The organism is Mycobacterium sp. pV006 (genome assembly GCF_041287115.1).
GTDB lineage: Bacteria > Actinomycetota > Actinomycetes > Mycobacteriales > Mycobacteriaceae > Mycobacterium.
Map to the genome: position 1 here is coordinate 1 of NZ_JBGGKT010000023.1, position 24297 is coordinate 24297.

At 62.5% G+C, this 24297-nt stretch carries 17 protein-coding genes and 3 pseudogenes; 10 read left to right on the plus strand and 10 right to left on the minus strand.

Annotated elements, in window-relative coordinates; all coding sequences use genetic code 11:
- Positions 1–624: 624 nt before the first annotated feature.
- From ACAG25_RS23125 to ACAG25_RS23165, 9 genes and pseudogenes are all read right to left on the minus strand, one after another.
- Positions 625–1048 (minus strand): annotated as a pseudogene (locus ACAG25_RS23125) (ATP-binding protein); the annotation flags it as partial.
- Between the two features lie 199 nt (positions 1049–1247).
- Positions 1248–1844, minus strand: coding sequence for a hypothetical protein (locus tag ACAG25_RS23130; protein WP_370490820.1), 597 nt, complete (start codon positions 1842–1844; stop codon positions 1248–1250).
- Between the two features lie 483 nt (positions 1845–2327).
- Positions 2328–2902 (minus strand): annotated as a pseudogene (locus ACAG25_RS23135) (transposase); the annotation flags it as partial.
- A 154-nt stretch (positions 2903–3056) separates the two neighbouring features.
- On the minus strand, positions 3057–3896 hold the full coding sequence (locus ACAG25_RS23140; protein ID WP_370490821.1) for a hypothetical protein: 840 nt from the start codon (positions 3894–3896) through the stop codon (positions 3057–3059).
- Positions 3897–4632: 736 nt separating this feature from the next.
- A complete protein-coding gene (locus ACAG25_RS23145) occupies positions 4633–5808 on the minus strand; it encodes a glycosyltransferase family 4 protein (protein WP_370490822.1) in 1176 nt (391 codons plus the stop codon).
- A 287-nt stretch (positions 5809–6095) separates the two neighbouring features.
- Positions 6096–7082, minus strand: a complete 987-nt coding sequence (locus tag ACAG25_RS23150; RefSeq protein ID WP_370490823.1) for a glycosyltransferase — start codon at positions 7080–7082, stop codon at positions 6096–6098.
- A gap of 587 nt (positions 7083–7669) precedes the next feature.
- Complete coding sequence (locus ACAG25_RS23155; protein ID WP_370490853.1) at positions 7670–8218, minus strand: glycosyltransferase; 549 nt, start codon at positions 8216–8218, stop codon at positions 7670–7672.
- Positions 8219–8269: 51 nt separating this feature from the next.
- Positions 8270–8770: pseudogene (locus tag ACAG25_RS23160) on the minus strand (glycosyltransferase); the annotation flags it as partial.
- Positions 8771–9013: 243 nt separating this feature from the next.
- A complete protein-coding gene (locus ACAG25_RS23165) occupies positions 9014–10486 on the minus strand; it encodes a sugar transferase (protein WP_370490824.1) in 1473 nt (490 codons plus the stop codon).
- Between the two features lie 614 nt (positions 10487–11100).
- Here ACAG25_RS23165 and ACAG25_RS23170 point away from each other — a divergent pair.
- From ACAG25_RS23170 to ACAG25_RS23180, 3 genes are all read left to right on the plus strand, one after another.
- A complete protein-coding gene (locus tag ACAG25_RS23170; protein ID WP_370490854.1) occupies positions 11101–11622 on the plus strand; it encodes a low molecular weight phosphatase family protein in 522 nt (173 codons plus the stop codon).
- A 60-nt stretch (positions 11623–11682) separates the two neighbouring features.
- Positions 11683–13011: a UDP-glucose/GDP-mannose dehydrogenase family protein gene (locus ACAG25_RS23175; RefSeq protein ID WP_370490825.1), complete on the plus strand. Its 1329-nt coding sequence runs from the start codon at positions 11683–11685 to the stop codon at positions 13009–13011.
- 123 nt (positions 13012–13134) lie between these two features.
- Complete coding sequence (locus tag ACAG25_RS23180) at positions 13135–13653, plus strand: PH domain-containing protein (protein ID WP_370490826.1); 519 nt, start codon at positions 13135–13137, stop codon at positions 13651–13653.
- Here ACAG25_RS23180 and ACAG25_RS23185 read toward each other — a convergent pair.
- Complete coding sequence (locus ACAG25_RS23185; RefSeq protein ID WP_370490827.1) at positions 13608–14279, minus strand: GtrA family protein; 672 nt, start codon at positions 14277–14279, stop codon at positions 13608–13610. The two genes, ACAG25_RS23180 and ACAG25_RS23185, sit on opposite strands and share 46 nt — an antisense overlap.
- A 130-nt stretch (positions 14280–14409) precedes the next feature.
- Between ACAG25_RS23185 and ACAG25_RS23190 the strand changes: the two genes are divergently transcribed.
- The 7 genes from ACAG25_RS23190 to ACAG25_RS23220 all read left to right on the plus strand — a co-directional run bounded on the left by ACAG25_RS23190 (position 14410) and on the right by ACAG25_RS23220 (position 24160).
- Positions 14410–15567 (plus strand): 5-(carboxyamino)imidazole ribonucleotide synthase, encoded by a 1158-nt coding sequence (locus ACAG25_RS23190; RefSeq protein ID WP_370490855.1) that lies wholly within the window; start codon positions 14410–14412, stop codon positions 15565–15567.
- On the plus strand, positions 15564–16064 hold the full coding sequence (gene purE / locus ACAG25_RS23195) for a 5-(carboxyamino)imidazole ribonucleotide mutase (protein WP_370490828.1): 501 nt from the start codon (positions 15564–15566) through the stop codon (positions 16062–16064). The genes ACAG25_RS23190 and purE overlap by 4 nt, the downstream gene beginning before the upstream one ends.
- Before the next feature lie 722 nt (positions 16065–16786).
- Positions 16787–18664, plus strand: a complete 1878-nt coding sequence (locus ACAG25_RS23200; RefSeq protein ID WP_370490829.1) for a hypothetical protein — start codon at positions 16787–16789, stop codon at positions 18662–18664.
- Positions 18661–20181, plus strand: a complete 1521-nt coding sequence (locus ACAG25_RS23205; RefSeq protein ID WP_370490830.1) for a hypothetical protein — start codon at positions 18661–18663, stop codon at positions 20179–20181. The genes ACAG25_RS23200 and ACAG25_RS23205 overlap by 4 nt, the downstream gene beginning before the upstream one ends.
- Positions 20178–21635, plus strand: a complete 1458-nt coding sequence (locus tag ACAG25_RS23210) for a glycosyltransferase (protein WP_370490831.1) — start codon at positions 20178–20180, stop codon at positions 21633–21635. Before ACAG25_RS23205 ends, ACAG25_RS23210 begins: the two co-directional genes overlap by 4 nt.
- The gene (locus ACAG25_RS23215; protein ID WP_370490832.1) at positions 21628–23301 is read left to right on the plus strand and encodes an ABC transporter; all 1674 of its coding nucleotides are present in this window, start codon (positions 21628–21630) and stop codon (positions 23299–23301) included. The genes ACAG25_RS23210 and ACAG25_RS23215 overlap by 8 nt, the downstream gene beginning before the upstream one ends.
- Before the next feature lie 211 nt (positions 23302–23512).
- Entirely contained in the window at positions 23513–24160 is a 648-nt protein-coding gene (locus ACAG25_RS23220; RefSeq protein ID WP_370490833.1) for a hypothetical protein, read from the plus strand.
- Positions 24161–24297: the final 137 nt, after the last annotated feature.

The window sequence follows — 24297 nt, forward strand, 5'->3', positions numbered from 1 at the left end:
CCCGCAGTGCTAACCGCCTGAACCATCACCACGAAGAATCACACGACGACGTCGTACACCACGTCCCTGGACTTGACCCCGAAGTACTTCACAGTACTCCAAGACAGGTCCGATGGTCGGGCGAGGGAACGAGTTGATGAATCCAGTTCCGCTGCACTCGACTTCGTGCCACGAGTGATCAGTCAGTCAGTTTCCTGCCGCGTTGCCGGCGTGGGCCAGGTATCTCCGGGGTAAGCCTCGCGACGAGGTCGCCAAGCACGGCAGGAGGACGAGCGAATCGACCGAATTGCGTGAGTTACACCGACGAAACCGACTGTTGGAGCAGGAGGACCAAGTTCTGCGCCGGGCCGCGGCCTACTTGTCACGGGCCGGCCCGACTGGCTAGCCGACCCCATCACCGATGCCGTACTGATCGTACGAGTACCGCGCCAATGCCCTGTTTGACGCCCACCGCGAGGACCCCCAGGTACGGCTACCGTTATCTCACCGAGAGACGCGAGATGTTGGGAACCGATGATCAAGGAACGACACCAGGCTCAACTTTCAACCGACGAACTGGGGTGTTGACGACGGTCGAAAAGTAGGCCAGTAGCGACGGTGAAAAGTAGGCCACGTGGTCGGTGGCTATTGTGCCGTGTTGTCGGCTCTGGTGGAGGGCAGGGTGTCGATTCCGGTGTCCTTGAGCCGGTAGCTGGAGCCTTTGAGGGTCAGGACGTCGGCGTGGTGCACGATGCGGTCGATCGTCGCCGCGGCCACCACTTGATCTCCGAACACGTCGCCCCAGCGGGCGAAGGGCAGGTTCGAGGTCAGGATCAGTGAGGAGTGTTCATAGCGGCTGGAAACCAGTTGGAAGAACAGGTTGGCGGCGTCCTGCTCGAAGGGGGATGTAGCCGACTTCGTCGACAACGAGCAGACTGATGCGGCGCAGCTTGGCCAGCTCGGCGGGAAGGCGCCCGGCGTTGTGAGCAGACTTAAGGCGGGCGACCCGGTCCACGGCGGTGGCGAACGCGATGCGGTGCCCGGTCTGGGCGGGTCGAGAACCCGCACCCGACGGCTGTTGGCAGTCGGCAGCCACTGCCTGAGTTGTTCATTGAAGTCGTGCTGGGAGGTAAAGCGGCGGCCGGGCGGGAACGAAGTCTCCAGATATCGGTTGGCTCGCTCCACCATCCCCTTGGATTCGGGGTCATAGGGCTTAAGCTGCACCAGCCGAGCGCCCAGCGTGCCCACCAGGGCGGTGACTGGCTCGGTCAGCCGGCCGGGCGTCCGATGCCGGCCTCGTTGTCCCACCACAGTTCGCGGGGCACCGCGGTGAAGTTCTGCGCCAGCAGCTGCCACATGCCGGCCACCAGATCCATGGTCTGGCGGGAGGGCAGCATCACTGCGGCGATGAACCGGGAGAACGCGGCGACCATCACCAGCACCGGCAGCATCGTCTTCTGGCCGAAACCGACCGCAATCTTGGGCGCAGGGAACCACAGATCGCACTGGATCACCCGACCCGGCGGATGCTCGAGCCGATCGACCGGATCGGCGGGAAGGTACTCCGGGCGGACCGCCCGGACTCGCTCACGGAACCAGGAGATCGAGCCGGTCCAGCCGACCCGCTCGGCGATCACCGTCGCTGGCATCCGTGGGTAGGCCGTCAGCAACGCCCGGATCCGCGGCTCCACCTCGTCGATCGGCGACGGCATCGAGGCTCGCTGGTACTTCGGTGGACCGTCGCTGGCCAGCGCGCTGGCCACCGTATCCCGCGCAATGCCCAGCTGCCTCGCGATAGCCCGCTGCGACAAACCCTCGCTGCGGTGAAGATGCCGGATCAAGGCCCAGTCTTCCAAGGGGATCACCCATCCAATCTGATCGGGTGGCCTACTTTTCAGCCGTCGCGACTGGCCGGCTTCTCAACCGTCGTCAACAGATGCACCAAATCCACGGTGGCTCATTGACATCGCCGAGCGCCAGACCGGTGAGGGCAAGCTCACTTCTGCGCAATCAAGGACGTTTCTTCAACCGCGTCGTCGGCTACAGCATCGACTTGCACGCTGCGTAGTCCACAGCGACCGCTGCTTTTAATTCGGGTCAAGGCGATTCGTGCACGCTCTGCACGATCATCGGAATGGTCGGCTTGGTGGTGGGCCGCGTGGGGGCCGTCGGCGACAACGCCCCGGTGGAGACTTCTTTCAGCCTGCTTCAGAAAACATCTTTGACCGCTGCTGGCACACTCGAGAGCGTCGATGCGCATCGCGATCGTCACGGGGACCGAACGCATCTACCACCGACAACCGTCGGCAAGTCGCCTCGGCCAGTTGACCTCGATCGAATACGAGCGTGTTGACGCCGGTGGCCAACAGCACCACCCCGTTGACCACCCGGCCGCCTTCGCGGACCTTCATCGTCAACGCATCCGCGGCGACGAAGGTGAACGGACCAGCCGCATCCAGAGGGCGGTGGCGGAACTGCTCGACGTGCTCGTCGAGGTCGGTGGCCATGCGGCTGACCTGCGATTTGCTCAGCGAGTCGATGCCCAGGGTCTTGACCAACTTGTCCATCCGCCGCGTGGACACGCCGGCTAGGTAGCAGTCGGCCACCACGGTGATCAACGCCGATTCGGCCCGCTTGCGACGCTCCAGCAGCCAGTCCGGAAAGGAGGTTCCCTTGCGCAAATTCGGGACTGCGACATCGATGGTGCCCACCCGGGTATCGAGGCCGCGGTGGCGGTACCCGTTGCGCTGGGCACGGCGCCCCGGTGTGGGCTGGCCCCATTCGGCGCCCACCACGGCATCAGCATCCGCCGACAGCAGAGCGTTGATGACCGTCTAAAGCAGCGAGCGCACTAGATCGGGCGAAGCTTCGGAGAGGGCCTCGCCAAGAAGGCCTGCAGGGTCGCAATGTGGGGTGTGGTCATCGTGATGCTCCTCGAGGATTCTGTGGAAGGTTGACACGAAGGATCACGCGGTGGCCGCGTCGCGTCCATCACCGACACGATGACGAACCCAGCAACCGCGCTACACCACTATGCGGGACTCAACTGCGCTGGCGGAGAGTTGATCCGCAAATTGCTAATCGGACTGGTCCCGATTGCGCTCAGCGAGCTTTGAAGGTCCTGCTCGGAGTAAGATATAGGTATATCCAAGTGCAGTCATTACGGAGCATATTCCTGAGGCTACGAGAGCGGAAATCGCATGAATAACAGGCAGCAGCGCTAACGCCGCCAATGCACTGAGAGACGAGGAAATGGCAATCACAATAGGCAAAGGCCGATGGAACCCCGCGATGATGAGCCCGCGCCCTGCCCAGAACGTGAGCGCAACCGTAGGGATCGCCGCTACCAAAACTAACGACCAAGATAATCCGGCCAGAACGATAGCTGACAACGAGTCGTGAAAGAAGAATCGTGCGGCGATTATTGTTGCTGATCCGAAGAGGGCGACTAAAACCGCAGTGGAGAATACCTTGATGGCTTCGCCGATTAGCGCCCGCCTGACTGCGTCCGCTCTCTCGCCCGCCCGCGTAATTACGGCTGCAAACCGCGCGACATTCTGCATAGTCAGTCCACTTGTCGTGATCTGCGTGGCCGCAGCTTGCACCCTTAGCGCAATTGCGCCTTGACTGATCGCGGTTGGCCCCGACCACGCAAAAATCGCCTGCATGAGGGTAGGTAGTAATTGCGCGATCCCGTTCGAAGTAAACAGTGCTACGAGTTGCCGTAATTGAATCCCTACGTCTGCCGAGGCGCTGCGGTCGTCGAGACCATCAATACAGCTCCTCCATAAGAATATTGCTCTCAAACACTCACCAACCAGGTAAGCGGCCGCAACAGCAGTTATATGTGGAGTAATGAAGCACGCCAACAGGGGTGGCACGCCCCGCCCCAAGTTGGAAATGTAGACGGTCGCCAACTTCCGCCGAGCGTAAAGCTCGCCCGCGTATGCCGCGCACCCCGCGAGGACTAACGGAATAGGGCTGATGAATAAACTGGCGGCCCAGAGATCGACGAATGAGAGATCAGTCCCAAGTCGCCAGTACAAAAGTAAGAGCCCGAAGAAGACGCCAAGGACGGGCAATCCAACTAATCGTAGACTTCTTGCTGCAAGAGCACGGAGTTGGAGTTTGGATACTGACCGGCCGGCGGCGTAAATTGAACTCAAGTTTGCCATCGCCGTAGTTTCGATGGCACTGCTGAAAACGCCAGCCGCAATTGCAGAGACCGAGTAAACTAATAGTACGGTTGACGCTTCGGTTATCGGGAGCCGCTGCACCACGACTATAGGTACGAGGAACGATGGCGCGCTTCCCAACGCCAGTGCGGACACCGTCAGGATCCGGCTTCTTAATTCTCCCGACACTAGTTCCTCCCGAGCCGGTGCTCTAATTCAACAGAGAGCCAAAGGTTACTTTGAGCCGGGTGCGCGATCACCAAGTGCGTGGCTGCTGTAACGTGAAGTCGCCGGAGTTGTGAGTACTTGCCGCGGACGGCGTGCGGCCGCACGGCTTCGTAGCCGCAGGTTGGACCCTCATCTTCATTCGCGTCAACGTGAGCCGTCCGCCGGCCCCTGCCATCGTGGAAGTGAGTAAGGTCCGCGGCGTTCCCACCCCTCTGTCTAGGTCCAGGGTGTTGCCGACATTCAGTCGTCGTCAACGTCTTGATCGGAAGACACGGGAAATCACGGTCCGATTGGCATCCGGTTGAGATGTCTTGGCACCAGTTCTGCGCTCAATTGGCGTTGCGTACCGATCTGCAGAAAGGCTCCCTCGCGTTGCGCACAGGCGCTCATAGGAGTCAACCATGTTCCTTTCAGAGAATCGCTCGGCCACATACTCCCGCAGAGACGCCACAAGATTGTGTACTTCGATGGCCGAAAGTCTAGTCAACCGTTCCACAGCTGCCGCAAAAGAGTTTGGATCGTCAACTGAAAAAAGCAATTCATTGCGCAACACGGATCGGTTGGTAGGAATGTCGCCTGCCAGACATGGGATTTCTCGGACAAGTGCTTCCAGCACGACGTTGGGCGTCCCCTCCGACCGTGAGGGCAACACCACTAAGTCCGAACTTTCGTAAAGTTCATCCATATCTTTAACAAATCCTAAGAATTCAACGGATGCAGCACAACTTAGACGAGCTATCGAATCCTCGAGCTTCTGGAAGTAGTCGGTGTCCTCAATTACTCCAGCGAAGAGGATGCGCTTTACGGACTTTCCGAGTTCCGGGAGAGCGCGCACTACTAGTTCTTGATTCTTGACGGGAGCAATCCGGCCAGGGACCAGGACGGTAATTCCTGTAGTTTGGTGACTGCGTACTGAGCGTGGACGCGCGGGTGGCAGGACAGCATTCTCGATTAACGCGGCTCGATATCCGTAACTCTCGTAGTTTTGCTGCGCAACAGATGAATTGCAGACGATGACATTGGCCGATGCAAAGTATATTCGCTTGCGGATCCGCGTGAGGGCTGAATACGATGCCTCGTTACGCTCGCTATACAACGTGAAAACGCCGAACAGCCTCGTTATGGGCGTCACTCGAAGACCTATAGCAGAGTAGACCAGGATCGCATCGAACTGGCGTCGACGAAGGTAGGGGATGAGGATCCTCGAAAGCCTCGAAGCTGAAAGCAGACGCCGGTCACGGCTAAGCCCCCGGCACAATACGAACTGTAATTCTGTTTGGCGTGCCATCCACTGTTGACCAGCAGTCCTATCAGAGTTCTTATGGGATTGCTCCACAAAAACTGTTACATCGAATCGCTGCGTATTAATGCGATCCAGTAGTATGCGAAACTGAGTTTCGGCCCCGCCGTAGAAGATCTCGGGCATTACTAGAGCAAGACGCATTTTGTTGCTCAATATATGAGTGCTCTCTCTTGTCTAGTTCATCAAGGTTTTCAGAAGTGCGCCTCGATATTTGGCTGGCCGGGAGCTCAGTACAGAGATGTATGAAACCTGATAACCTCCGCGCGGAACGTTTTCGAATACGCGATATTGCGGATCATAATGCGGTGGGACTGACATAACTTCGTACTGGTAGGAGTAGCAATACACATTCCAGTCGTGCCGACCATAGCCAACACTCTCCGAGTTCTCACCGACTGAAGGAGAGCGCATCAAACTTTTCTTCGGGAAGGGGCGCTGCTCAGCAAGTTGACAACGGCCTCGACCTTAGTGCTGACAGAAGTCCACGAGTAGTCCGCCAAGTTTGTCGGTGGTTCAAATGTTCCATGCAGCGCTGTCTTCATCGCCGCAACTAGGTGCTCTGGAGACGTGGCGTCCTCAACGGGGTACTGCGTCCCGTCACAGATTTCCGCGACAGAAGTCGCGCCTGCCGCGTATACGACCTTGGTACCCGATTTCAGCGCCTCCACGACTGGGAGTCCAAAACCCTCCCAAAGAGAGGGGAAGACGAGCGCCTCGGCGCCGCGGTAGAGACGCGCCAGTGCGATGTCGTCGATACCTGCCCGGACCTGGATACGGTCCTCAATTTTGCACGCGGTAGCGAGGCGCATGGCTGACGTGTGGTCGCTGCTCACGACGATCAACTGGTGATCGGGAAAGCTTTGCATTGCCCTGAAGAGCGGCGCAGGATTCTTATGCGCCTTGAAGTTGCCAACGAACAAGAAGTACGGGCGCTCGAACACTGCGCCACCGTGGTCGAATGCGAAAACATCGGAGCATCCGTTACCAGCGTTGTGAACCTCGACTTGTTCGCCGAGCCAGTTGCGAAGGTCTGTCGCGGAGGTCTCCGAAACCGTAACCACGTGTCCACAGCGTTCTATGGCTGGTTTGACCACGCGGTCATAGTAGACACGCTGGACGAGTCTTCGCGTTCCTGAGGTCCGGAGATGGGTCAGATCATGAAGGGTGAGCAGTTGGCACGCACGACTGGGGCCAGCGGTGTAGCCGGGGTTGTAGAGCAAGGCATCGCTCGGTAGGAACATTCGGTGTCGATCGACGGCGTCTATGAGCGATCCCGGGCGATACTTGCCGGGTAGGGGTGTCCACGCGAGGTTGAGCCCGCGCACAACCTCACGTGCATAACGTGCAATACCGTGGTCGCCGGTGTAACGGTTATCGATATAGACCGTTCGGTTCATCAGGAGGTCCTTTTGCCGAGGTTGACGGTAGGGCTTCGTACGCCCCTTGCTACCGAGGTGCGCTCCACGGCCGTCAGTGAGGAACACCTCAAGAGGGGCGGTTGCTTTCGATATTCAGGCCAGGGGCGACCAGGTGACAGGCCAGCCTAGGTGGCCGGGTAACCGCTCAGTGGCTCGTTTCAGTCTTACGGCCAAAGGGATCTGTAAGCAAAATGCCGCTGTCATATGGGCCTCTCTGGGTTGGCCGAGTCTTTCTCGTGACTGCCTGCATGAGCAGGAGCTCATGGAGCCCAACTCAATCGGAACTCTCTTCACACATGAGCAGTCGGGCCGGGCCGTTGTAGTAGGCAGTTCGGGGGATGTCGTGCGGATTCCTAAGCGATCGGCACAGGAATCTGGTGCACGTACCTGCGCCCCGCGGCTATGGCTGCACGTACATAGACCATGTACCGGGCGGCCGGCTCAGGTATGCGGCCCTCGACCGCACATACGATCTCATCGTGTAAAAGTACGGAAATAAGCCGCGGCGCGAGCGTGCTGAAACTCGTAACAGCCCTTTCCGGCGGTGAGCCTTGAGCATTCCAACTTCATCTCTGCAATGATTGCATTTCGGAACATACCCAATTCCTGACACGTTTGAGAAATCGCGATTCATCGAAATCTGCAACATCGGCAACACTGGGACGAACGCCCCTGTCGAGCAGTTCGCGAGTACGGTCGGCCGCGTCCCTGATGTCCTCGAAGTTGACGACAACTCCCGCCATCGTTTCGCCTACACTTTCCTTCGCTCCTCCTACTGAATTGACCACTACAGGCGCTCCCGCTGCGATGGCTTCAACAGGCATGATGCCGAAATCTTCCACAGGGGGGAAAATAAACACTGCGCAGCGCGCGTAAAGCGTGTGAAGTAAAGCGTCTGACGGTGATTGGACAAAGGTTGTGGAAGCGGATAGGTCGGCCGCGAATTGTCGCAGGCGCTGCTCTTCGGGGCCGTCGCCGGCGATAACAACTGGAACGTCCAATAGAGCACCGATCGCAATTACTTTATCGAGCTGCTTGTACGGCACGAACCTGGATGCGCCAAGGATAAACGTATCTGGGAGACGATCGACTATGCGTCGATCTTCGGCGGTCAATTCGGAGTGACGGTGGACCGACGCTGCGATGGCATGGACAGAAACGGGAGGATGAATTACGGCTGCATCCCGATCCCAGTACTTCCGGATTCGCTCGCGGACATACGCGCTGTTTGCGGCGATGGCCAGAGGCTCGGCAGCTCGTCGCCGGTCGATGGACTTGTAGTACGTAGACGCTAGTCGGACAGCGGGATTGCGGCCTCGGAAGTCGAGGTCCGGTGACCATATATAGCGAGCCGGGGTGTGCACATAAACTAGCTTCGGGATGTCGCGATTGTGCCCTCGGAAGCGAGCATGATGAGCGAACAGGTGCGAACTAACTAGCATCCAATCGAATCGTTCCTTGCTCCGCAGCGAACGCCAGACACGGGGCATGAGAGGCAAGGCGAGAACTTTCGAGCGGCGTAGTGGTGTGCGCGCCAACCATGACTCTATTACCTCACGATCTGTCTCGATGGCCCCGGGTTCTCTCCACAGCGCGCGAAGCTGGGCGTCCGGAAAGGCGCGACTCATCGCATGAAATACCTTCTCCGACCCGCCGTGCGATGACATCCACTCATGGATAATAACGCCCGCCACAAATCCTTCTTTCGCCGCCGATTACTCGCCCACTTGCCGCCAGTCTCCCCCCCCGGTTGTACGCGAGATGATCGGCCTAACATACGGTCGGAGTCGTAGTCTCGACTACCGACTCCCCCGGGCGCACGGCATCGAACTTGATGCGGTAGACCGGATTCCGGGCTTTCCCAGCGCGAGCCGGAGAGTCCTTCGCCCGCTGCGCTACCGGCGGCGTGATTATCGCTCGCGGTAAAACAGAACCTCGCGGAACGTCCGGATAATGATTTTGAGATCCAACCAAAGCGACCAATTTTCAATATAGAAATTGTCGTACCTCGCACGGTCTGCGATCGAAGTGTCGCCTCTGAGTCCGCTGACTTGGGCAAATCCTGTGAGACCAACTTGGACTCTATGCCGGTGCGCGTACCTGTCGAATTGACTAGAGAACTGCTCAACAAAATGTGGTCGCTCAGGTCTGGGTCCGACTACGGTCATATCGCCCCGCAGAATGTTCCAGAGTTGCGGTAGCTCGTCAATAGAGGTGCAGCGCAAGAATCTTCCCACAGGGCCAACCCGGCTGTCTTTGGCGACGCTCCACTGAGTTTGCGATTCGCTTTCATCCGCCGGTCGCATCGAACGAAACTTCAGCAGTTCGAAGTGCTTACCGTCACGGCCCACCCTGACTTGCCGGAAAATGACACCAGGTCCGCCTTCGATTCGCGTGGCGAGCGCTGCGGCGGCTAGCACCGGAGATAAGACGATCAGTGCGGTGGAGGCAACGGCGATGTCGAATGCGCGTTTGATGACTCGCGCCGGCCCCTGCAAGTTTGGATTGCGGATACGCATGATTGGAATCGAGCCAATGTGATCCGCCAATCCGGTTTGCGTGTGGAAGTAATGCATCCTCGGCACGACCATCAGTTCTGCGTTCCGGCATGCCGAGGAGCGCACGGCATCGATCAGGCGACGTTCTTCGAAGGCTCCGTCGGCGACCAACAGTGTGTCTGCGCCTGTGGATGCCACTGCCATGTCCAATTCGGACAGCCTGCCGAGGTGGGGGAGATACGCAAGGGCGCGCGGTGAGTCGTGATCATCGACGAAACCCTCGATCTTCAGGCCATACTCGGGGTGGTCGCGAATAATCCTTGCCAGTTCGGTCGCTACTGTCCCACCGCCGATCAGCACGGTTCTGTGCCTACTGATCCCACTCCGACGTCCGAACGCGATTAGGCGGGTAATCACTACTCGGCCGACAAGGACGAGCGCAACCGCCTGACACGCCGTCTCCAGAAACGTCAGAACCTGCGTCTTCTGATGCAGGTAAAGGATTATGGCGGACACAGCTGCCACCGCGGTGAGAAGACGGGTGATTAGAAAAGGTAGCTCATCTAACACCGAGAGGTGCAAGCGGGCCTTGTACCCCCCGCTACCGATGAGGAGCAGTGTCGCAAGTGCGGCAAGGGTTAGGACGGATGTGGGTTGAGGCGGCCGCCAAGCCAGAGGTGTCAGGATCAACGCAAAATCGACAACCGGCACAACCATCCATGCGTGGATGCCTCCGAGAAAGCGCATGGCTGCATTGCGCTTATCCGGTGCCGGACTCGCCACCGGATGGACGGCTCTGAGTGCAGGAATAGGTGGTGCATGCCCCAAATGGGTATTGGCGGGCTTCCTTGCTGTCACAGTGCCCGGATCGATCACCTCGGTCATGAGACAACCCGCGCCTTGCGGCGGTCGATCCACGAACTCGTCTCGAGTGACGACAAGTCTGATGACGGCCAGCGCCGCTCAGTCCCCCCCGCATGCATTCTGAGCAACTCTCCCCCCAGTAGTCGCGGTCCCCAACCATGCGCGACGCGAATTCGGCGCCGCGGGCCGGATTCGCAACGCGATCCCCGTGCCGTTCTGGTCGCTCAAGTGTGCCGCGCACAGCTTGGTCCCCTCGGCTGTCGGGACCGTTGGCCCGACGCTGAAATAGTAACCGGTGTTAGCCGCGAGGGCCACACGAATCGTCGTCTTTTTGCCGATTTCCGCAGAACCGGCCGGTGGATGGCGGGCCTACGCACGCGTAAACTGGCGTCCTGGTTAGTTGGAGTGTCATAGCTGGACGCAACTGCCCATCCACGGCACTTTTCTTACTGGAGATGTCTCATGCTGCGATATCGACGCTGTGTCAAATCGGTTCGGCGGGGAGTTCCAGGCGGTGCCATGAGTCTGCTCCTGAGTTAAGCTGCCTCGCGACATGCCATCTGGCGTGGGTTGGCTGATTGCTGTGACGGAAGGACCGTCGATGCAAGAGTCGAGGGGGGTCTGTCCTGCGCGTCCTGTTTGTCTGCACGGGTAACATTTGCCGCTCACCCACTGCCGAGAGGCTTGCGGTCGCGCGAAGCGCCAATCTCCCAATCCCTGACCTCCATTTTTCGAGCGCAGGAACCCAGGCGGTGATCGGTCATCGGATTCATGATCAGGCGGCGCTAGTGCTGCGAAGTCTCGGTGGTGATCCCGAAGACTTCTATGCGCGCCAACTCACCCAGAAGATGGCCATGGCAGCTGACCTTATCCTTACGATGACGAGGGGTCATAGGGATGCCGTCCTCGAGGTTGCACCTCAAATGATGCGGCGGACTTTTCTTTTGACTGAAGCGTCGAGGCTCGTGACGGAACTAGGCGCTGGGTCTCTCGGAGATTTATCAGAGTTGCGTCCGTACCTCGACGGAGACGACCTCGCCGATGTGCCGGACCCCATCGGTCGAGAGGCAGATGTGTTCCTCGCGGTCGGTGAACAGATTGCCACTCTGTTGCCACCTGTATTGGAATTGTGCCGACTTGGGGCGGTCGATGACTAGCAGAGTCCCTAACTGGACACCTGGATTTAGCATCGACAGAAACGGTCGTTGGGAGGACGCGTGAGTCGTCGAATAGCAGTATTTGGCACGGGTTATCTGGGTGCCACCCACGCGGCGTGCTTGGCGGAATTGGGTCATGAGGTTGTCGGTGTTGATGTTGATGAAGGCAAGTTGGCTAAGCTTGCTGCGGGCGAGCTTCCCTTTTTCGAACCAGGGCTACCGGAGGTTCTGCGCAGCAACATAGACGCCGGACGGTTACGGTTCACGACCTCGTACGAAGAAGCAGCGGAGTTCGCGGACGTCCACTTTCTCGCGGTCGGTACGCCGCAACGACACGGTGAGCTCGCCGCAGACATGCGCTACGTCGACTCTGTCGTTGAGTCGTTGGCTCCTCTGCTGACGCGACCTGCGGTCATCCTGGGCAAGTCCACTGTGCCTGCGGGTACCGCAGAACGCCTTGGTGCTCGCGTGCGTGAGCTTGCTCCCGTCGGCGACCTGGCCGAACTAGCATGGAACCCGGAGTTTCTGCGAGAGGGTTTCGCAGTCCAAGACACCCTGCACCCAGACAGGATTGTTCTTGGAGTGGACCAGGGTCGACCGGGAAAGGCCGAGGCTGTGGCGCGCGACGTCTATGCGTCGCTACTTGACGAGGCCATTCCCTTCTTGGTCACAGACTTGGCGACTGCCGAGCTGGTGAAGATATCGGCGAATGCTTTTCTAGCCACGAAGATCTCGTTCATCAATGCTATCGCGGAGGTGTGCGAGGCCACCGGCGCCGATGTGTCGGTTCTGGCCGATGCCATTGGACTCGATGTCCGAATTGGCCGACGGTTTCTAAATGCCGGAATCGGTTTTGGTGGCGGCTGTCTACCTAAAGACATACGCGCCTTTATCGCGATGGCCGGTGAACTTGGGGCTGGACAGGCATTTGCGCTGCTGCGCGAAGTCGACGCGATCAACATGCGCAGGCGAAACAAGATGGTGGAGTTGGCGCGTCAGGCTGCCGGCGGTTCGTTCATAGGTACGCGGGTGGCAGTCTTGGGGGCGGCGTTCAAGCCCGACTCCGATGACGTGCGAGATTCACCGGCACTGAATATCGCCGGCCAAATACAGTTGCAGGGTGCCGCGGTAAGCGTCTATGACCCAGAGGCGATGCAGAACGCCCGCCAGATCTTCCCCACACTGCATTATGCCCCCGATATCCCAGCCGCTTGTACCGGTGCGGACATGGTTCTGATCCTGACCGAGTGGAAGCAATTCGTATCCATCGAACCACGCGACCTAGAACGGTCTGTCCGTCAACGAGTAGTTATCGACGGACGGAACTGTTTGGATCCCGCGATCTGGCGGAAGGCGGGTTGGCACTACATCGGGATTGGGCGGCCGTAGCGTTGGCGACCAGCCGACCTTGTCACGTTGCGAACGCGAGTGCATGAGTCCCCTGAAGCCTCAGGAACTCACCGGCAAACGGACTCGGACCTCAACGCATAACCGCTCCAGTACAGTGCCTCCGTGGGATATCCGGACAATGTGCTGGCCAGAGACGAACATGTCGTCCTCCACCGTCACCCGCACTGGGGGCGACTCGTCCCCCCGGCACTGCTTCTGATCATCGCCACCGCCGCCGCCTCGCTGCTAGCCGGCTACGTCAACACCCTGGCGTGGGAGCCGACGGCCAAGAACGTCGTCTTCCTGGTCATTGCCGCGGTCTGGTTCATTCTCATCGGCTGGCTGTCGATCTGGCCGTTCCTGAGCTGGTGGACCACCCACTTCGTGATCACCGACCGACGGGTGATGTTCCGCCACGGGTTGCTCACTCGGTCGGGAATCGACATCCCGCTGGCCCGCATCAATAGTGTTGAGTTCCGCCACGGCCTGATCGACCGGATGTTCCGGAAAGGCACCTTGATCATCGAATCCGCGTCTCAGGACCCGCTGGAGTTCACCGATATCCCGCAGGTCGAACGGGTGCACTCACTGCTGTATCACGAAGTTTTCGACACCCTCGGTTCCGAGGAATCGCCGAGCTGAGTGCGCCGGCGTCGCCGGGGCGGCCGCATCGGGGTGACGTTGTCGGAGCCGTGCGGGTGGCGCAGCTCGTACTCGTCCTCGAGCGCCTCGGCGATCCCGCCGGTGGTCAGCGCGGACTCCAGCGCCTTGTCCGGGTTGCGGGCGAACTCGTCGGGGAACACGAAGCGGCGGAACGCCCAGAACCGGAACGCCATCTGCAGCAGGTTGCCGATGATGTAAGCCGAGACGAAGTCCGCGATGTTCTCGGTGGCCAGCGACACCATCGGCACGCGCAGCATGAACACATAGCTCGACACCCACAGCGGAGCCATGCTCAGCAGCACCCCCACGCCGCTGACCCCGAAGAACAACAACGCCTCGTGATGGCGTTCCCGCCCGCCCCGGTCGCGGAAGCTCCACTCCCGATTGAGGATGTAGGACGCGATGACCGCGACGATGCCGGCGATGATCTTCGCCGTGACCGGCTTGGGCTCCAGGATCGTCAGCTTCAGCGTGAAGAAGATCGCCGAGTCGATGACGAACGTGGTCGCGCCGACGATGGCGAATTTGATCAGCTCGTGGTGCCGCTCGGCGTAGGGACGGATCGGCCCCGGAAGGCGGCGGATCGTCGCATCGGCAAAGGACACAAGGAGCCAGTTTACGGAAACGGCGGCCCTAATGCCGCATCGCTGCAGTTACCGCAGGTCAACGGTGCGGTATCGGCCATGACACCATATGGCCGTGCCCAGAACTGCCGCGTCGCCTCCTGTCGTCGCCATGATCGGCGGCGGACAGCTCGCCCGCATGACCCACCAGGCTGCTATCCCGCTCGGCCAGACGCTGCGCGTGCTGGCGCTGCGCCCCGACGAATCCGCAGCTCAGGTGACCCCGGACGTGGTCATCGGGTCGCACACCGACCTCGACGCGCTGCGCCGGGCCGCTGACGGCGCCACCGCGCTGACGTTCGACCACGAGCATGTGCCGGGGGAGTTGCTGGAGGCGCTGGTGGCCGACGGGGTGGCCGTCTATCCGCCGCCGTCGGCGCTGGTGCACGCGCAGGACAAGCTGGTGATGCGGCAGAAACTGGCGGCACTGGGCGCCCCGGTGCCGCGGTTCGCGGCGGTCTCGTCGGTGGCTGACGTCGACGCGTTCTGCGCCGCGGTCGGCGAGGCCGTCGTCATCAAGACCGTGCGCGGCGGCTACGACGGCCGCGGCGTGGTGCTGACGTCTGGGGTTGCTGAAGCGCGGTCGGTGGTCGAGCAGTATCTGTCCGACGGCGTCGAGGTGCTGGTCGAGGAACGGATCGCGATGCGCCGCGAGCTGGCTGCGCTGGTGGCGCGTTCGCCGTTCGGGCAGGGTGCGGCCTGGCCGGTCGTGGAGACGGTGCAGCGCGACGGCATCTGCGTCACCGTCGTCGCGCCCGCACCCGGGCTGGACCCCGCGGTCGGGGCGGAGGCCTCGGAGCTGGCGCTGGGCATCGCGTCGTCGCTCGGGGTGGTCGGGGTGCTGGCCGTCGAGCTGTTCGAGACCACCTCCGGCGGGCTGATGGTCAACGAGCTGGCGATGCGGCCGCACAACTCCGGGCACTGGACCATGGACGGGTCGCGCACCTCGCAGTTCGAGCAGCATCTGCGCGCGGTGCTGGACTATCCGCTGGGTGACACCGCCGCGCTGGCGCCGTACACGGTGATGGGCAACGTGCTGGGGGCGCCGTCGACCCCGGACATGTCGATGGACGAGCGGGTGCACCATCTGTTCGCGCGGATGCCCGATGCGCGGGTGCACCTGTACGGCAAGGCTGAGCGGCCGGGCCGCAAGATCGGGCACGTCAACCTGGTCGGCTCCGATGTGGAGGGGCTGCGGGAGCGCGCCGAGCGGGCGGCACACTGGTTGGCGCACGCAGTCTGGACCGACGGATGGGATCCGCACGCATGACACCTCGGGTAGGCCTGATCATGGGCAGCGACAGCGACTGGCCGGTGATGTCCGACGCCGCCAACGCGCTGGCCGAATTCGATGTGCCGTTCGAGGTCGGCGTGGTCTCGGCGCACCGCACGCCCGCGCGGATGCTCTCCTATGCCGGCGAGGCCGCCGGGCGCGGTATCGAGGTGATCATCGCCGGGGCCGGCGGCGCGGCGCACCTGCCCGGCATGGTGGCCTCGGCGACCCCGCTGCCGGTGATCGGGGTGCCGGTGCCTTTGGCGCGGTTGGACGGCCTGGACTCGCTGCTGTCGATCGTGCAGATGCCGGCCGGGGTGCCGGTGGCCACGGTGTCGATCGGCGGCGCGCGCAACGCCGGGCTGCTGGCGGTGCGGATTCTGGGAGCCTCGGATTCTGCGTTGCAGTCGCGGATGGCTGCGTATCAGAAGTCGCTGGAGCAGATGGTGCTGGAGAAGGACGCCGCGCTGCGTCGGGAGTTGCTGGGGGATTGACCCCGTGGATCGTGGCCGGAGTCAGCTGAGGCGTTTCGTTACCCGCCGGATCAACTCAGCCGCCCGATCGCGAATTCCGACGAGTCCGGTTCGGTAACGCCGGCACTCGCATAGCGAACAGTCCGACCCTCTGCGATAGTGCTCGTGCGCAGCGAGGTCATGGCCGCAATCGCACTGAACCCCCACCGCCCGAACATTACGCGGTCGGGGGCCGTCAAGGCGCCGATATACAGCGACTTCTCCGACCGTGTGGCCAATCGGCCTAGACGAGGGCCGGCTTCAACGACTCTTCGGTCTCGTAAACCGGGATCGACGTCAGAAAATGCCCGGTCTCAGCCGCATGGGTCCCGGCGTCGAGAACCGCTGATGATCGGCACCACCGTGACTTGCCGCCCCACCCACAGTCGCACAGCGCCATATGCCGGAGAGGCTTACCGGCGACGTATGTCTGCATGGTGAAAAAGTACCCATCTCGCATGAGATTTAATTCCGCGGAGACTGAGCGTGGCCTGAGAACTCGCGTGAGTTTGCCGACGATCCGGAAGTCGCGCGTCGTCCTATGCCAGTTCGTTGCCGAGGTGTGCCTTCCGTCCACGCCGTCAGTGGAATTCGTGTTTGCGCGACTGTAGAGGCAGGTACGCTGACCTGCGATGAGGCGTCACGCTGCAATCCTGGGGGGATTGCTCACCGTAGTTGGCCTAGTTGGTTTGCTGATTTTGCCCGTGGCAAGAAGTCAGCCCGTCGAGCAGGCGGGTGTCTCTGCAGATCCAACGTTGCCGCTGTACCAGTTGGGTAGCCGCCCCGATCTGGCCTTTTACGGCGTGCAGGGCACCGAGACGCTCACCGTGCCGGTGCCGCCGGGGCTGACGCCGGCGACAGTTAACGCGGTCACGCAACTGCCGGTGAATGTGCGGAGCGCAACGATCACCGCCATGCAAGGCGATCGCATGATCGCCCGCGTCGACGTCGCGCCGGGGGAGCGGGCGCCGATCGTTATTCCTCTGACTGGAGCGGTGATTGAGGACAACGCCGTCAGCGTCATGCTGCGCACCTATTTGTTGCCCGTCGACGGCTACTGCCTCGACCCGTCGAACCCGTTGCGGCTCTCTGAGGTGAGTGTGAGTTACGCGGGCGTGGAGCGGCCCCCGGCGACGGTGGCTGACTTCCTGCCGCCGGTACTGCGCCAACTCAGCATCTTCGTCGACGCTGCGCCGTCCCGCGCGGAGGCCGATGCAGCGGTACGAGTGGCCACCGCGATCGCGGCGCGGTACGGCACGCAGAACCCGGACATCGCCGTCGTCGCATTGGGGGAAGGGCAGCAGTTACCGGCTGAACCGTCGGCACCGCTGCAGCGCCACATCGTGATTCGGGAGGGTCCCGACGCCGGCGTCTCGCTGCTCGATACACCCGGTGTGCCGCCGCTGCTGATCGCGGGACCGCCCGATCAGCTGGCCAACCAGAGCCGGTTGCTGGCCAGCGACGTGAGCCGGTTGGCGCTGTCCTCGAAAGCGGTTGTGGGTCCACTGAGTTCGATCCCGCAGCTGTCGCCCGATGAGACCACGCTGCGCCGGCTGGGGCAACCGGGCGTCAACGCGACCGCGCTGTCACCGCAGGTCAACATCGGCCTGGACCAGACGCGGTTGGGTCGTTCGGCCCGCGGGGTGCGCGTCCACCTGCGCGGCTCCTACACCCCGCTGCCCGATGCGATCGGTGGGCAACTGGTGGCCTCCATCGCCGGCGAGACGATCGACCGGTGGCCGGCCGACCCGTCAGGGTCGGTGGATCGCTGGGTCGACATTCCCGACGGCATGCTGGTTCGCTATACGAATCTCGGGGTCCGCCTCGATATCACCGGCGACACCGGCCCGTGCGGCGAATTCCAGCCGCTGACGTTGACCATCGACGGTGACAGTCCCGTGGTGAGTACACCCGCGCAGCCTCCGGTGCCGGGCGGTTTGCAGGCGCTGCCGCAGGCGCTGATGCCGCGCACCGCGGTGGGAATCGGCGACGGCGTCGACGACCTCCGGCGGGCGGTCACGCTGATGGTGGCGCTGCAGCGACTCAGCGCCCTCCCGATCGAGCCCGTGGTGATGCCCATCGCAGATGCGGTCGACGGTGCCGGACCTGCCGTGATCATCAGCCCCGACGGATGGGACGACGATCGCATCACGCTGCCCGTCCAGACCGATGCGGCCGGCGAGTTCACAGTGACGAGCACCGACGCAGCAGTCGAGGAATCAGTGACCCTGACCGTGACACCGGCTCTGTCCCACGCCTCGCTGCAAACAGTTTTCGACGGTTCGCGGTCCGTCCTCGTCGCGACGTCGAACAACGCGCCGGAACAACTCGACGCGCTGTTGGGCTGGCTGAACCAGAACCCCCAGCGCTGGGCCGCTCTCGACGGCACCGCTCTGATAGCCGTGCCCGACCGGGAACCGGTGGTGTTCGGGACCTCCGGCGAACCGCAGGCCGCGGACGCAGCCTCCGCTGTCCGGCCCGCGTGGGTATGGGCCGCGGCCACGCTCGGCGCGGTCGTCCTCGTCCTCCTGCTCGGCGCGCTCATCACACGTCGCCGCCGCACGGCTGGGCGCTCCCCGTGACGGCCGTCGCCACCGCCGATCACGCGCAGCCGAAGTCGGCGCTGGAGCGCTACTACGAGCTGCATCCGGCGTACCGGCTGACCATTCGTTGGACGCTGATTGTGGCGGCGACCGGCGTCGCGTTCCACGACAGCTGGATCAGCCTCGCCGAGGTCGCCCGCAACGGCAGCCTCGGAGGCTTCGTATGGGCCGTGCCGGCCGCGGCGATCCTCGTCGCGGTGGCGGTCGCGCGGCGCAAGCGCACCGAGTTGCCGATCCACGACCGGCAAACCGACATCATCGTCGGGATCATGGGCCTCGGGTTGGCCCTCTTGATCCAGGCAGTGCTGCTCCCGCGCTACACGCTGTACTTCGACTTGCTGCGGCTGGACCTGATCGCCATGTGGCTGTTCGCCAGCAGCTCGGCGGTTGTGTTGTTCGGGCTGCGTCCGGTGATCCGCTTCGCCTGGGTGTGGGCCCTGGCGCTGTTGATGAGCCTGACGTTGCCCTACTACCTGGTGGTGATCACGTTGGGAGGCGGCAAGACCGCCGCCGGCGCGGCGGCGCTGCTGATCGCCGGATTCGGCAGCGGTATCGCGTTGGGAACCTCGATACGGCGGGGTGTCGTCGCCTCGCTGGCTTCCTGGGTGGTCGGGTTCGCGGTGCTGGCCATCATCGCGGTGTTCTTCCCGGACGCGCCGGTGCTGGTGTTCCAAGAGGTGCCGGTGCTCACAAGTTTGAGCCTCGTTGGGCTGGTGATGTTTTTCCTCGCTCGGCGCGGTCAACCGTTTCGGGTGCTCGACCGCAAGGTCGAACCACTGGCGGCAAAGCAGGTCTGGTCGGCGGTTCCGTTGGTGGTCGCCTCCGCGCTGGCGTTGTCGATCATGCCGTTGCCGGTATCGCCGAACACCCCCATTTACCCGCGCCTGGACGCCTATCCGCTCAATACCGGTCAGGAGGTGATCCCCCCGACCGGGTGGGGCACTACAGGAGAGGTGATCCGTTACCCCGTCAATCGTCTCTACGGTTCGGGCGCGGTCTTGGTACGTCAGTACGTGACTGCCGACAACGGTAATCCCCGCTGGGACAAGTACGCCCGGCCCCGGACGGTGGTGGTCGACAGCATCGTCAGCGAACAGCCCCACGCGTTCGGCACCTTCCCGTCTCGGGTCCTCTACGGGCTGACATCGGCGCGGATCAGCGAGATCTGGCCCGTCGACCTGGGAAATGGGGTGACCGGCCATATGGTCTCGGTGGTCGACGACGACCTGCTCGTGACCTACACCATGATGCAATTCAACTGGGGCAGCAGGGATCTCACCCAGCGCATCATGCTGATCGCTGTCGACAACCATGAACAGGACGCACCGTTCCCGCAGCCGACCCAGAACTTGTTCCCGATGCTGCGGACGCTGGTGACCCTGCTGTTTCGAGGCAACGCTGTCCTCGACGAACGCACACCGCAGTTCAAAGACGCCGAGATGTTGACCTACTTCGGACGTCTCCTTGTCGCCGCGCAGTTGGGTAGTTCGCAGTGACTGCAGTACCTGCCGCGACGACGGTGACCCAGCAGCATGCGCTGCACCGAGCCATAAACGGGCTGCGGGAGGACGACCCGCTGCGCTCGGCGTCGGTCGCGGTGACCCGTTGGCAGCGGGTGCTGCTCTGGGTGCTTCTGTCCGTCACGGTTATGTGTGCCGTGTGGCAGCCGATGTACACCGCGATCACACTGATCGGGTTGTGCACCGCCGCCTACCTGGGCACCATGCTGGACCGCCTGCTGATCTTCCGGGAGGGCCTGTCATCGCGCGCGATCAGAGTCGCCGACGAGGCGGCCCGCGCCATCAAAGAGGAGGACCTCCCGCCGTACACGATCCTGGTGCCGGCCTACAACGAACCCGAAGTGGTCGGCGACCTGATCGGAGCGATGGCCGCGTTGGAATACCCAGCCGACAAACTGCAGGTGCTGCTGCTGCTCGAGGCCGACGACGACGTCACCATCGCCGCCGCCGAGGAATGCGCGCAGTCCGATGCCATCACCATCGTGCTGGTCCCCCCGGCTGATCCGCGGACCAAGCCCAAGGCGTGCAACTACGGACTGCACTTTGCCACCGGCGAAATCGTCACGATCTTCGACGCCGAGGACTTGCCCGAGCCGTTGCAGCTGCGGCGGGTGGTAGCAGCATTTCGCGAGCTTCCTGACGAGATCGCCTGTGTGCAAGCGAAACTGGTCTACCACAACGGTCACCAGAACATCCTGACCGCCTGGTTCACCGCCGAGTACGCCATGTGGTTCGGTTATCTGCTCCCCGGAATGATGGGCTCCTCGTCGCCGATCCCGTTGGGCGGCACGTCCAATCACCTGCGCCGAGATGTCCTCGAAAGGATCGGTGCATGGGACCCGTTCAATGTCACCGAAGACGCCGACCTCGGACTGCGGATCGCCGCCAGCGGCTACCGCACCGCGGTCATTGACTCCAGCACCCTCGAAGAGGCCAACAGCGATCCGATCAACTGGATCCGTCAGCGCTCCCGCTGGTACAAGGGCTATCTGCAGACCTGGCTGGTCCACATCCGCCAGCCGGTGCGGTTGTTCCGCACGCTGGGTCTGCGCAGCTTCATCCGGTTCAACCTGGTGCTCGCCGGCACGCCCGTCGTCGCGGTGCTGAACCTGCTGTTCTGGCTCATCACCTTGGTGTGGTTCCTAGGGCAGCCCGCCGTGGTCGAAGCGGTGTTCCCGCCGTACATCTACTTCCCGGCCTTGATCGCGCTGGTCTTCGGGAACACCGCGACCATCTACATGAACCTCATCGCGCTGCGGGAGGACGACCGCTCCGATCTGCTCGGTGCGGCGCTGACGGTGCCGTTGTTCTGGCTGATGATGAGTATCGCCGCGGCCAAGGGCTGCTACCAGATGATCCGCAATCCGTCCTACTGGGAGAAGACGTTCCACGGTCTGGCGCAGAAGCCCACCGAGGCCGGCGATGACTGACCGACGCAAGCTGTTGGTCCTGGCCTACTTCGCGTCGTTCGCTATCTATTTCGCCGTCGGCTACTGGCTGCAAGCCGGCAACGGCTACATCATGGGCGACGCCCTGTCCCGGGTGGCCGCCGCGCAGTCGGTGTTGTTCAGCCGCGACCCGCACTTGGCGGCGATCGGGTTCATCTTCACCCCGCTGACGGCGATGGTGCAGCTTCCCGTACTCCTGCTCAACCCGATCTGGCCGGACATCGCCGAGCGGGCGCTGTCAGGCACCGTGATGTCGGCGCTGTTCATGGCTGGGGCCGTGGTGCAAATTCTGTCGATGGCACTGGACCGAGGCCTGCCGCGCTACTTCGTGCTGGCCGTCGGGGTCATCTTCGCTCTCAACCCGATGATCGTGTTCTACGGGGCCAACGGGATGAGCGAGGCGCCGTTCATCTTCTTCATGACCTGGGCCGTGCGCCGCCTCATGATGTGGATGCTCGACGACGACGTCCATCATCTGATCACCGCCGGCGGCATCGCGATGGGTCTGGCGTACCTGACCCGCTACGACGCGGTGGCGTGCATCGCCGCCGCCGGGATCCTGGTGGGCGCCACCACCTACCTGCGGGCCCGCGGCAAGCCACGGTTTCGGCGCGCCCTACTCGACACCGTGATGGTCTCCGGGCCCGGCACGCTGGCATTCTTCGGGTGGGCGGCGGTCAGCTGGCTGATTACCGGAGAAGCCTTCGGACAGTTCAGCTCTCAGTATGGGAATACGGCGATTCTGGAGCAATCGGGCTCGCAAGCGCCCTCGTTCGGTTCCGGTCTGTTGTTTGCCGCCGTGTGCGTGTCGCTGCTCGCTCCGGCGCTCGTGCCACTCGCCGCATGGTCGGTGATTCGTCGCTGGGCCACCCCCAGCTGGCCGGTGGTGCTGGTGCCACTGGCGGTGTATGGAGCGGCGCTGGCGTTTCAGGCCTTCAGTTACGCGACCGGGTCGACATTTCCGTTCCTGCGCTTCTTCATCATCGCGATCCCGCTGGCCACCTGCCTGGCCATGCTTGCGGTGCCCGACGGTCGGCTGCAAGCGGCCAAGCGGCCGGGTCGCTATGCGCCGAATCCCGCCCTTCCGTTCGCACCCCTCCCGCACACGCGATGGGCATACGTGCCGGTCGTGCTGTTGCTGGCGCTGTCGATTCCGGTGACCGCGTGGGGGATGGGGTCTCCGCGGTACGCGCCGCAGGAGTACGCGCTGGGCGTTGTCCTGGCCCCCGAGCCTGACAACGTCTCGCAGCAGAAGGCGATCGAGCGGCGTATCGCCGCCTCGTTCTCCACCGAGCGCGCGATCGCCAAGTATTTGGATGACCTCGATCTGCCGGAAAGCTCGGTGATCACCGACACCGTCTACGGCTTCGCGGTGCTGGCCGCGTCCGCCAAACCCAAGACTTTCGTGATTCCCTCCGATCCGGACTTCACATCGCTGCTCAACGAGCCCTCGGCCGGGGGCATCCGCTATCTGCTGGCTGTTCCGCTGACCGGCCGTGGGGTGTCCGACGCGCTGAACCAGCGCTACCCCACGCTGTATGAGACGGGAGCCGATATCGCGACGCTGGAGTTGGAGATTCCAAATGACGGTGACAGCCAACCGGATTGGCGGCTGTATCGGGTCTTTGAGAGCGCCGCGGATGGCTGAAGGACTCATTCCGGCACCGTTTCGGTGAGACGGCAGACAGCTTGAGAACTGCAGGTAATCGAGCCCGTCGTGGCTGACGGGCGTCAACCAGCAGCATTCGAACGTTTGACACCATGAACTGCAGCGACGCGCGCAACCCGGGTGTTTTGCGGTCCGGTCTTCGGGTGTTGACGCACAATGGGACCTGGGCGGGGATCCAGAGGGGGAGACGATGGCTTTCCGAGCATTGGCCGTCACGATCGTGGCCGCCGTGGCCGTCGTCGTTAGCGCGGGGTGGGCCGCAGAACCGGTGCGCGCCGATCCGAGCAGCACGACATCACCGCCGCCGACATTCACCGGCGGCTGTGGGGTGGTCTCCTACCCCGGTACCGGGGCGCGCGGGGTCGTGGAGGTGACGTCGGGACCCGTGTCCTGTACGGCGGCGATGGACGTCATGGACCGCTACCTGCACGACCCTCTGCTGGTGCACACCGGCAACACCTGGTCCGCCGAATTCGACGGCTGGGTCTGCACCACACCCACCGCCGCGGCCGCCGAGGCGTACGGCTACATGTCGGCATGCCGGGACAGCATCGGCGGGGAGATCCTGGTGACACCCGAGCGGGTCAGCCCCGAACCCACGTGGGTGCCGTGCGACGCAACCGTGATCGCTGCGGACCTCGGCGAGCTGGTTCATGTGCGACGCTGCTACGGCAGCTGGGCTTACGTCGGCAGCGGGGAAGTTGGCGATGCGCGATCGTTGATCCGCTTCGTCGACGGGACGTGGACGCGTTACACGAGCTTTCCCAGCAGCATCTGCGCGCCCCAGGCCGTGCTCGATGGTGTGCCGGCCCCTGAGCTGCGCAACTTCACATGCTGATCCCCAATGCGTTGGCCCGGACTTGGGATGAATGCGCCGCCGCTACACGTAATCGCGCGAACCGCACCTTCCTGGTCTGGGCGTCGGTCACCGGTGTGTGGTCGTCGTCGGGTTGGTGAGCCTTCCTTGCCCAGTAC

Excerpts from the sequence above, each read along its gene's own strand:
- ACAG25_RS23215 (WP_370490832.1), top strand. The coding sequence starts at position 21,628 with ATGACTGACCGACGCAAGCTGTTGGTCCTGGCCTACTTCGCGTCGTTC.
- ACAG25_RS23190 (WP_370490855.1), top strand. The coding sequence starts at position 14,410 with ATGATCGGCGGCGGACAGCTCGCCCGCATGACCCACCAGGCTGCTATC.
- ACAG25_RS23220 (WP_370490833.1), top strand. The coding sequence starts at position 23,513 with ATGGCTTTCCGAGCATTGGCCGTCACGATCGTGGCCGCCGTGGCCGTC.
- ACAG25_RS23150 (WP_370490823.1), bottom strand. The coding sequence starts at position 7,082 with ATGAACCGAACGGTCTATATCGATAACCGTTACACCGGCGACCACGGT.
- ACAG25_RS23165 (WP_370490824.1), bottom strand. The coding sequence starts at position 10,486 with ATGACCGAGGTGATCGATCCGGGCACTGTGACAGCAAGGAAGCCCGCC.
- purE (WP_370490828.1), top strand. The coding sequence starts at position 15,564 with ATGACACCTCGGGTAGGCCTGATCATGGGCAGCGACAGCGACTGGCCG.
- ACAG25_RS23145 (WP_370490822.1), bottom strand. The coding sequence starts at position 5,808 with ATGCCCGAGATCTTCTACGGCGGGGCCGAAACTCAGTTTCGCATACTA.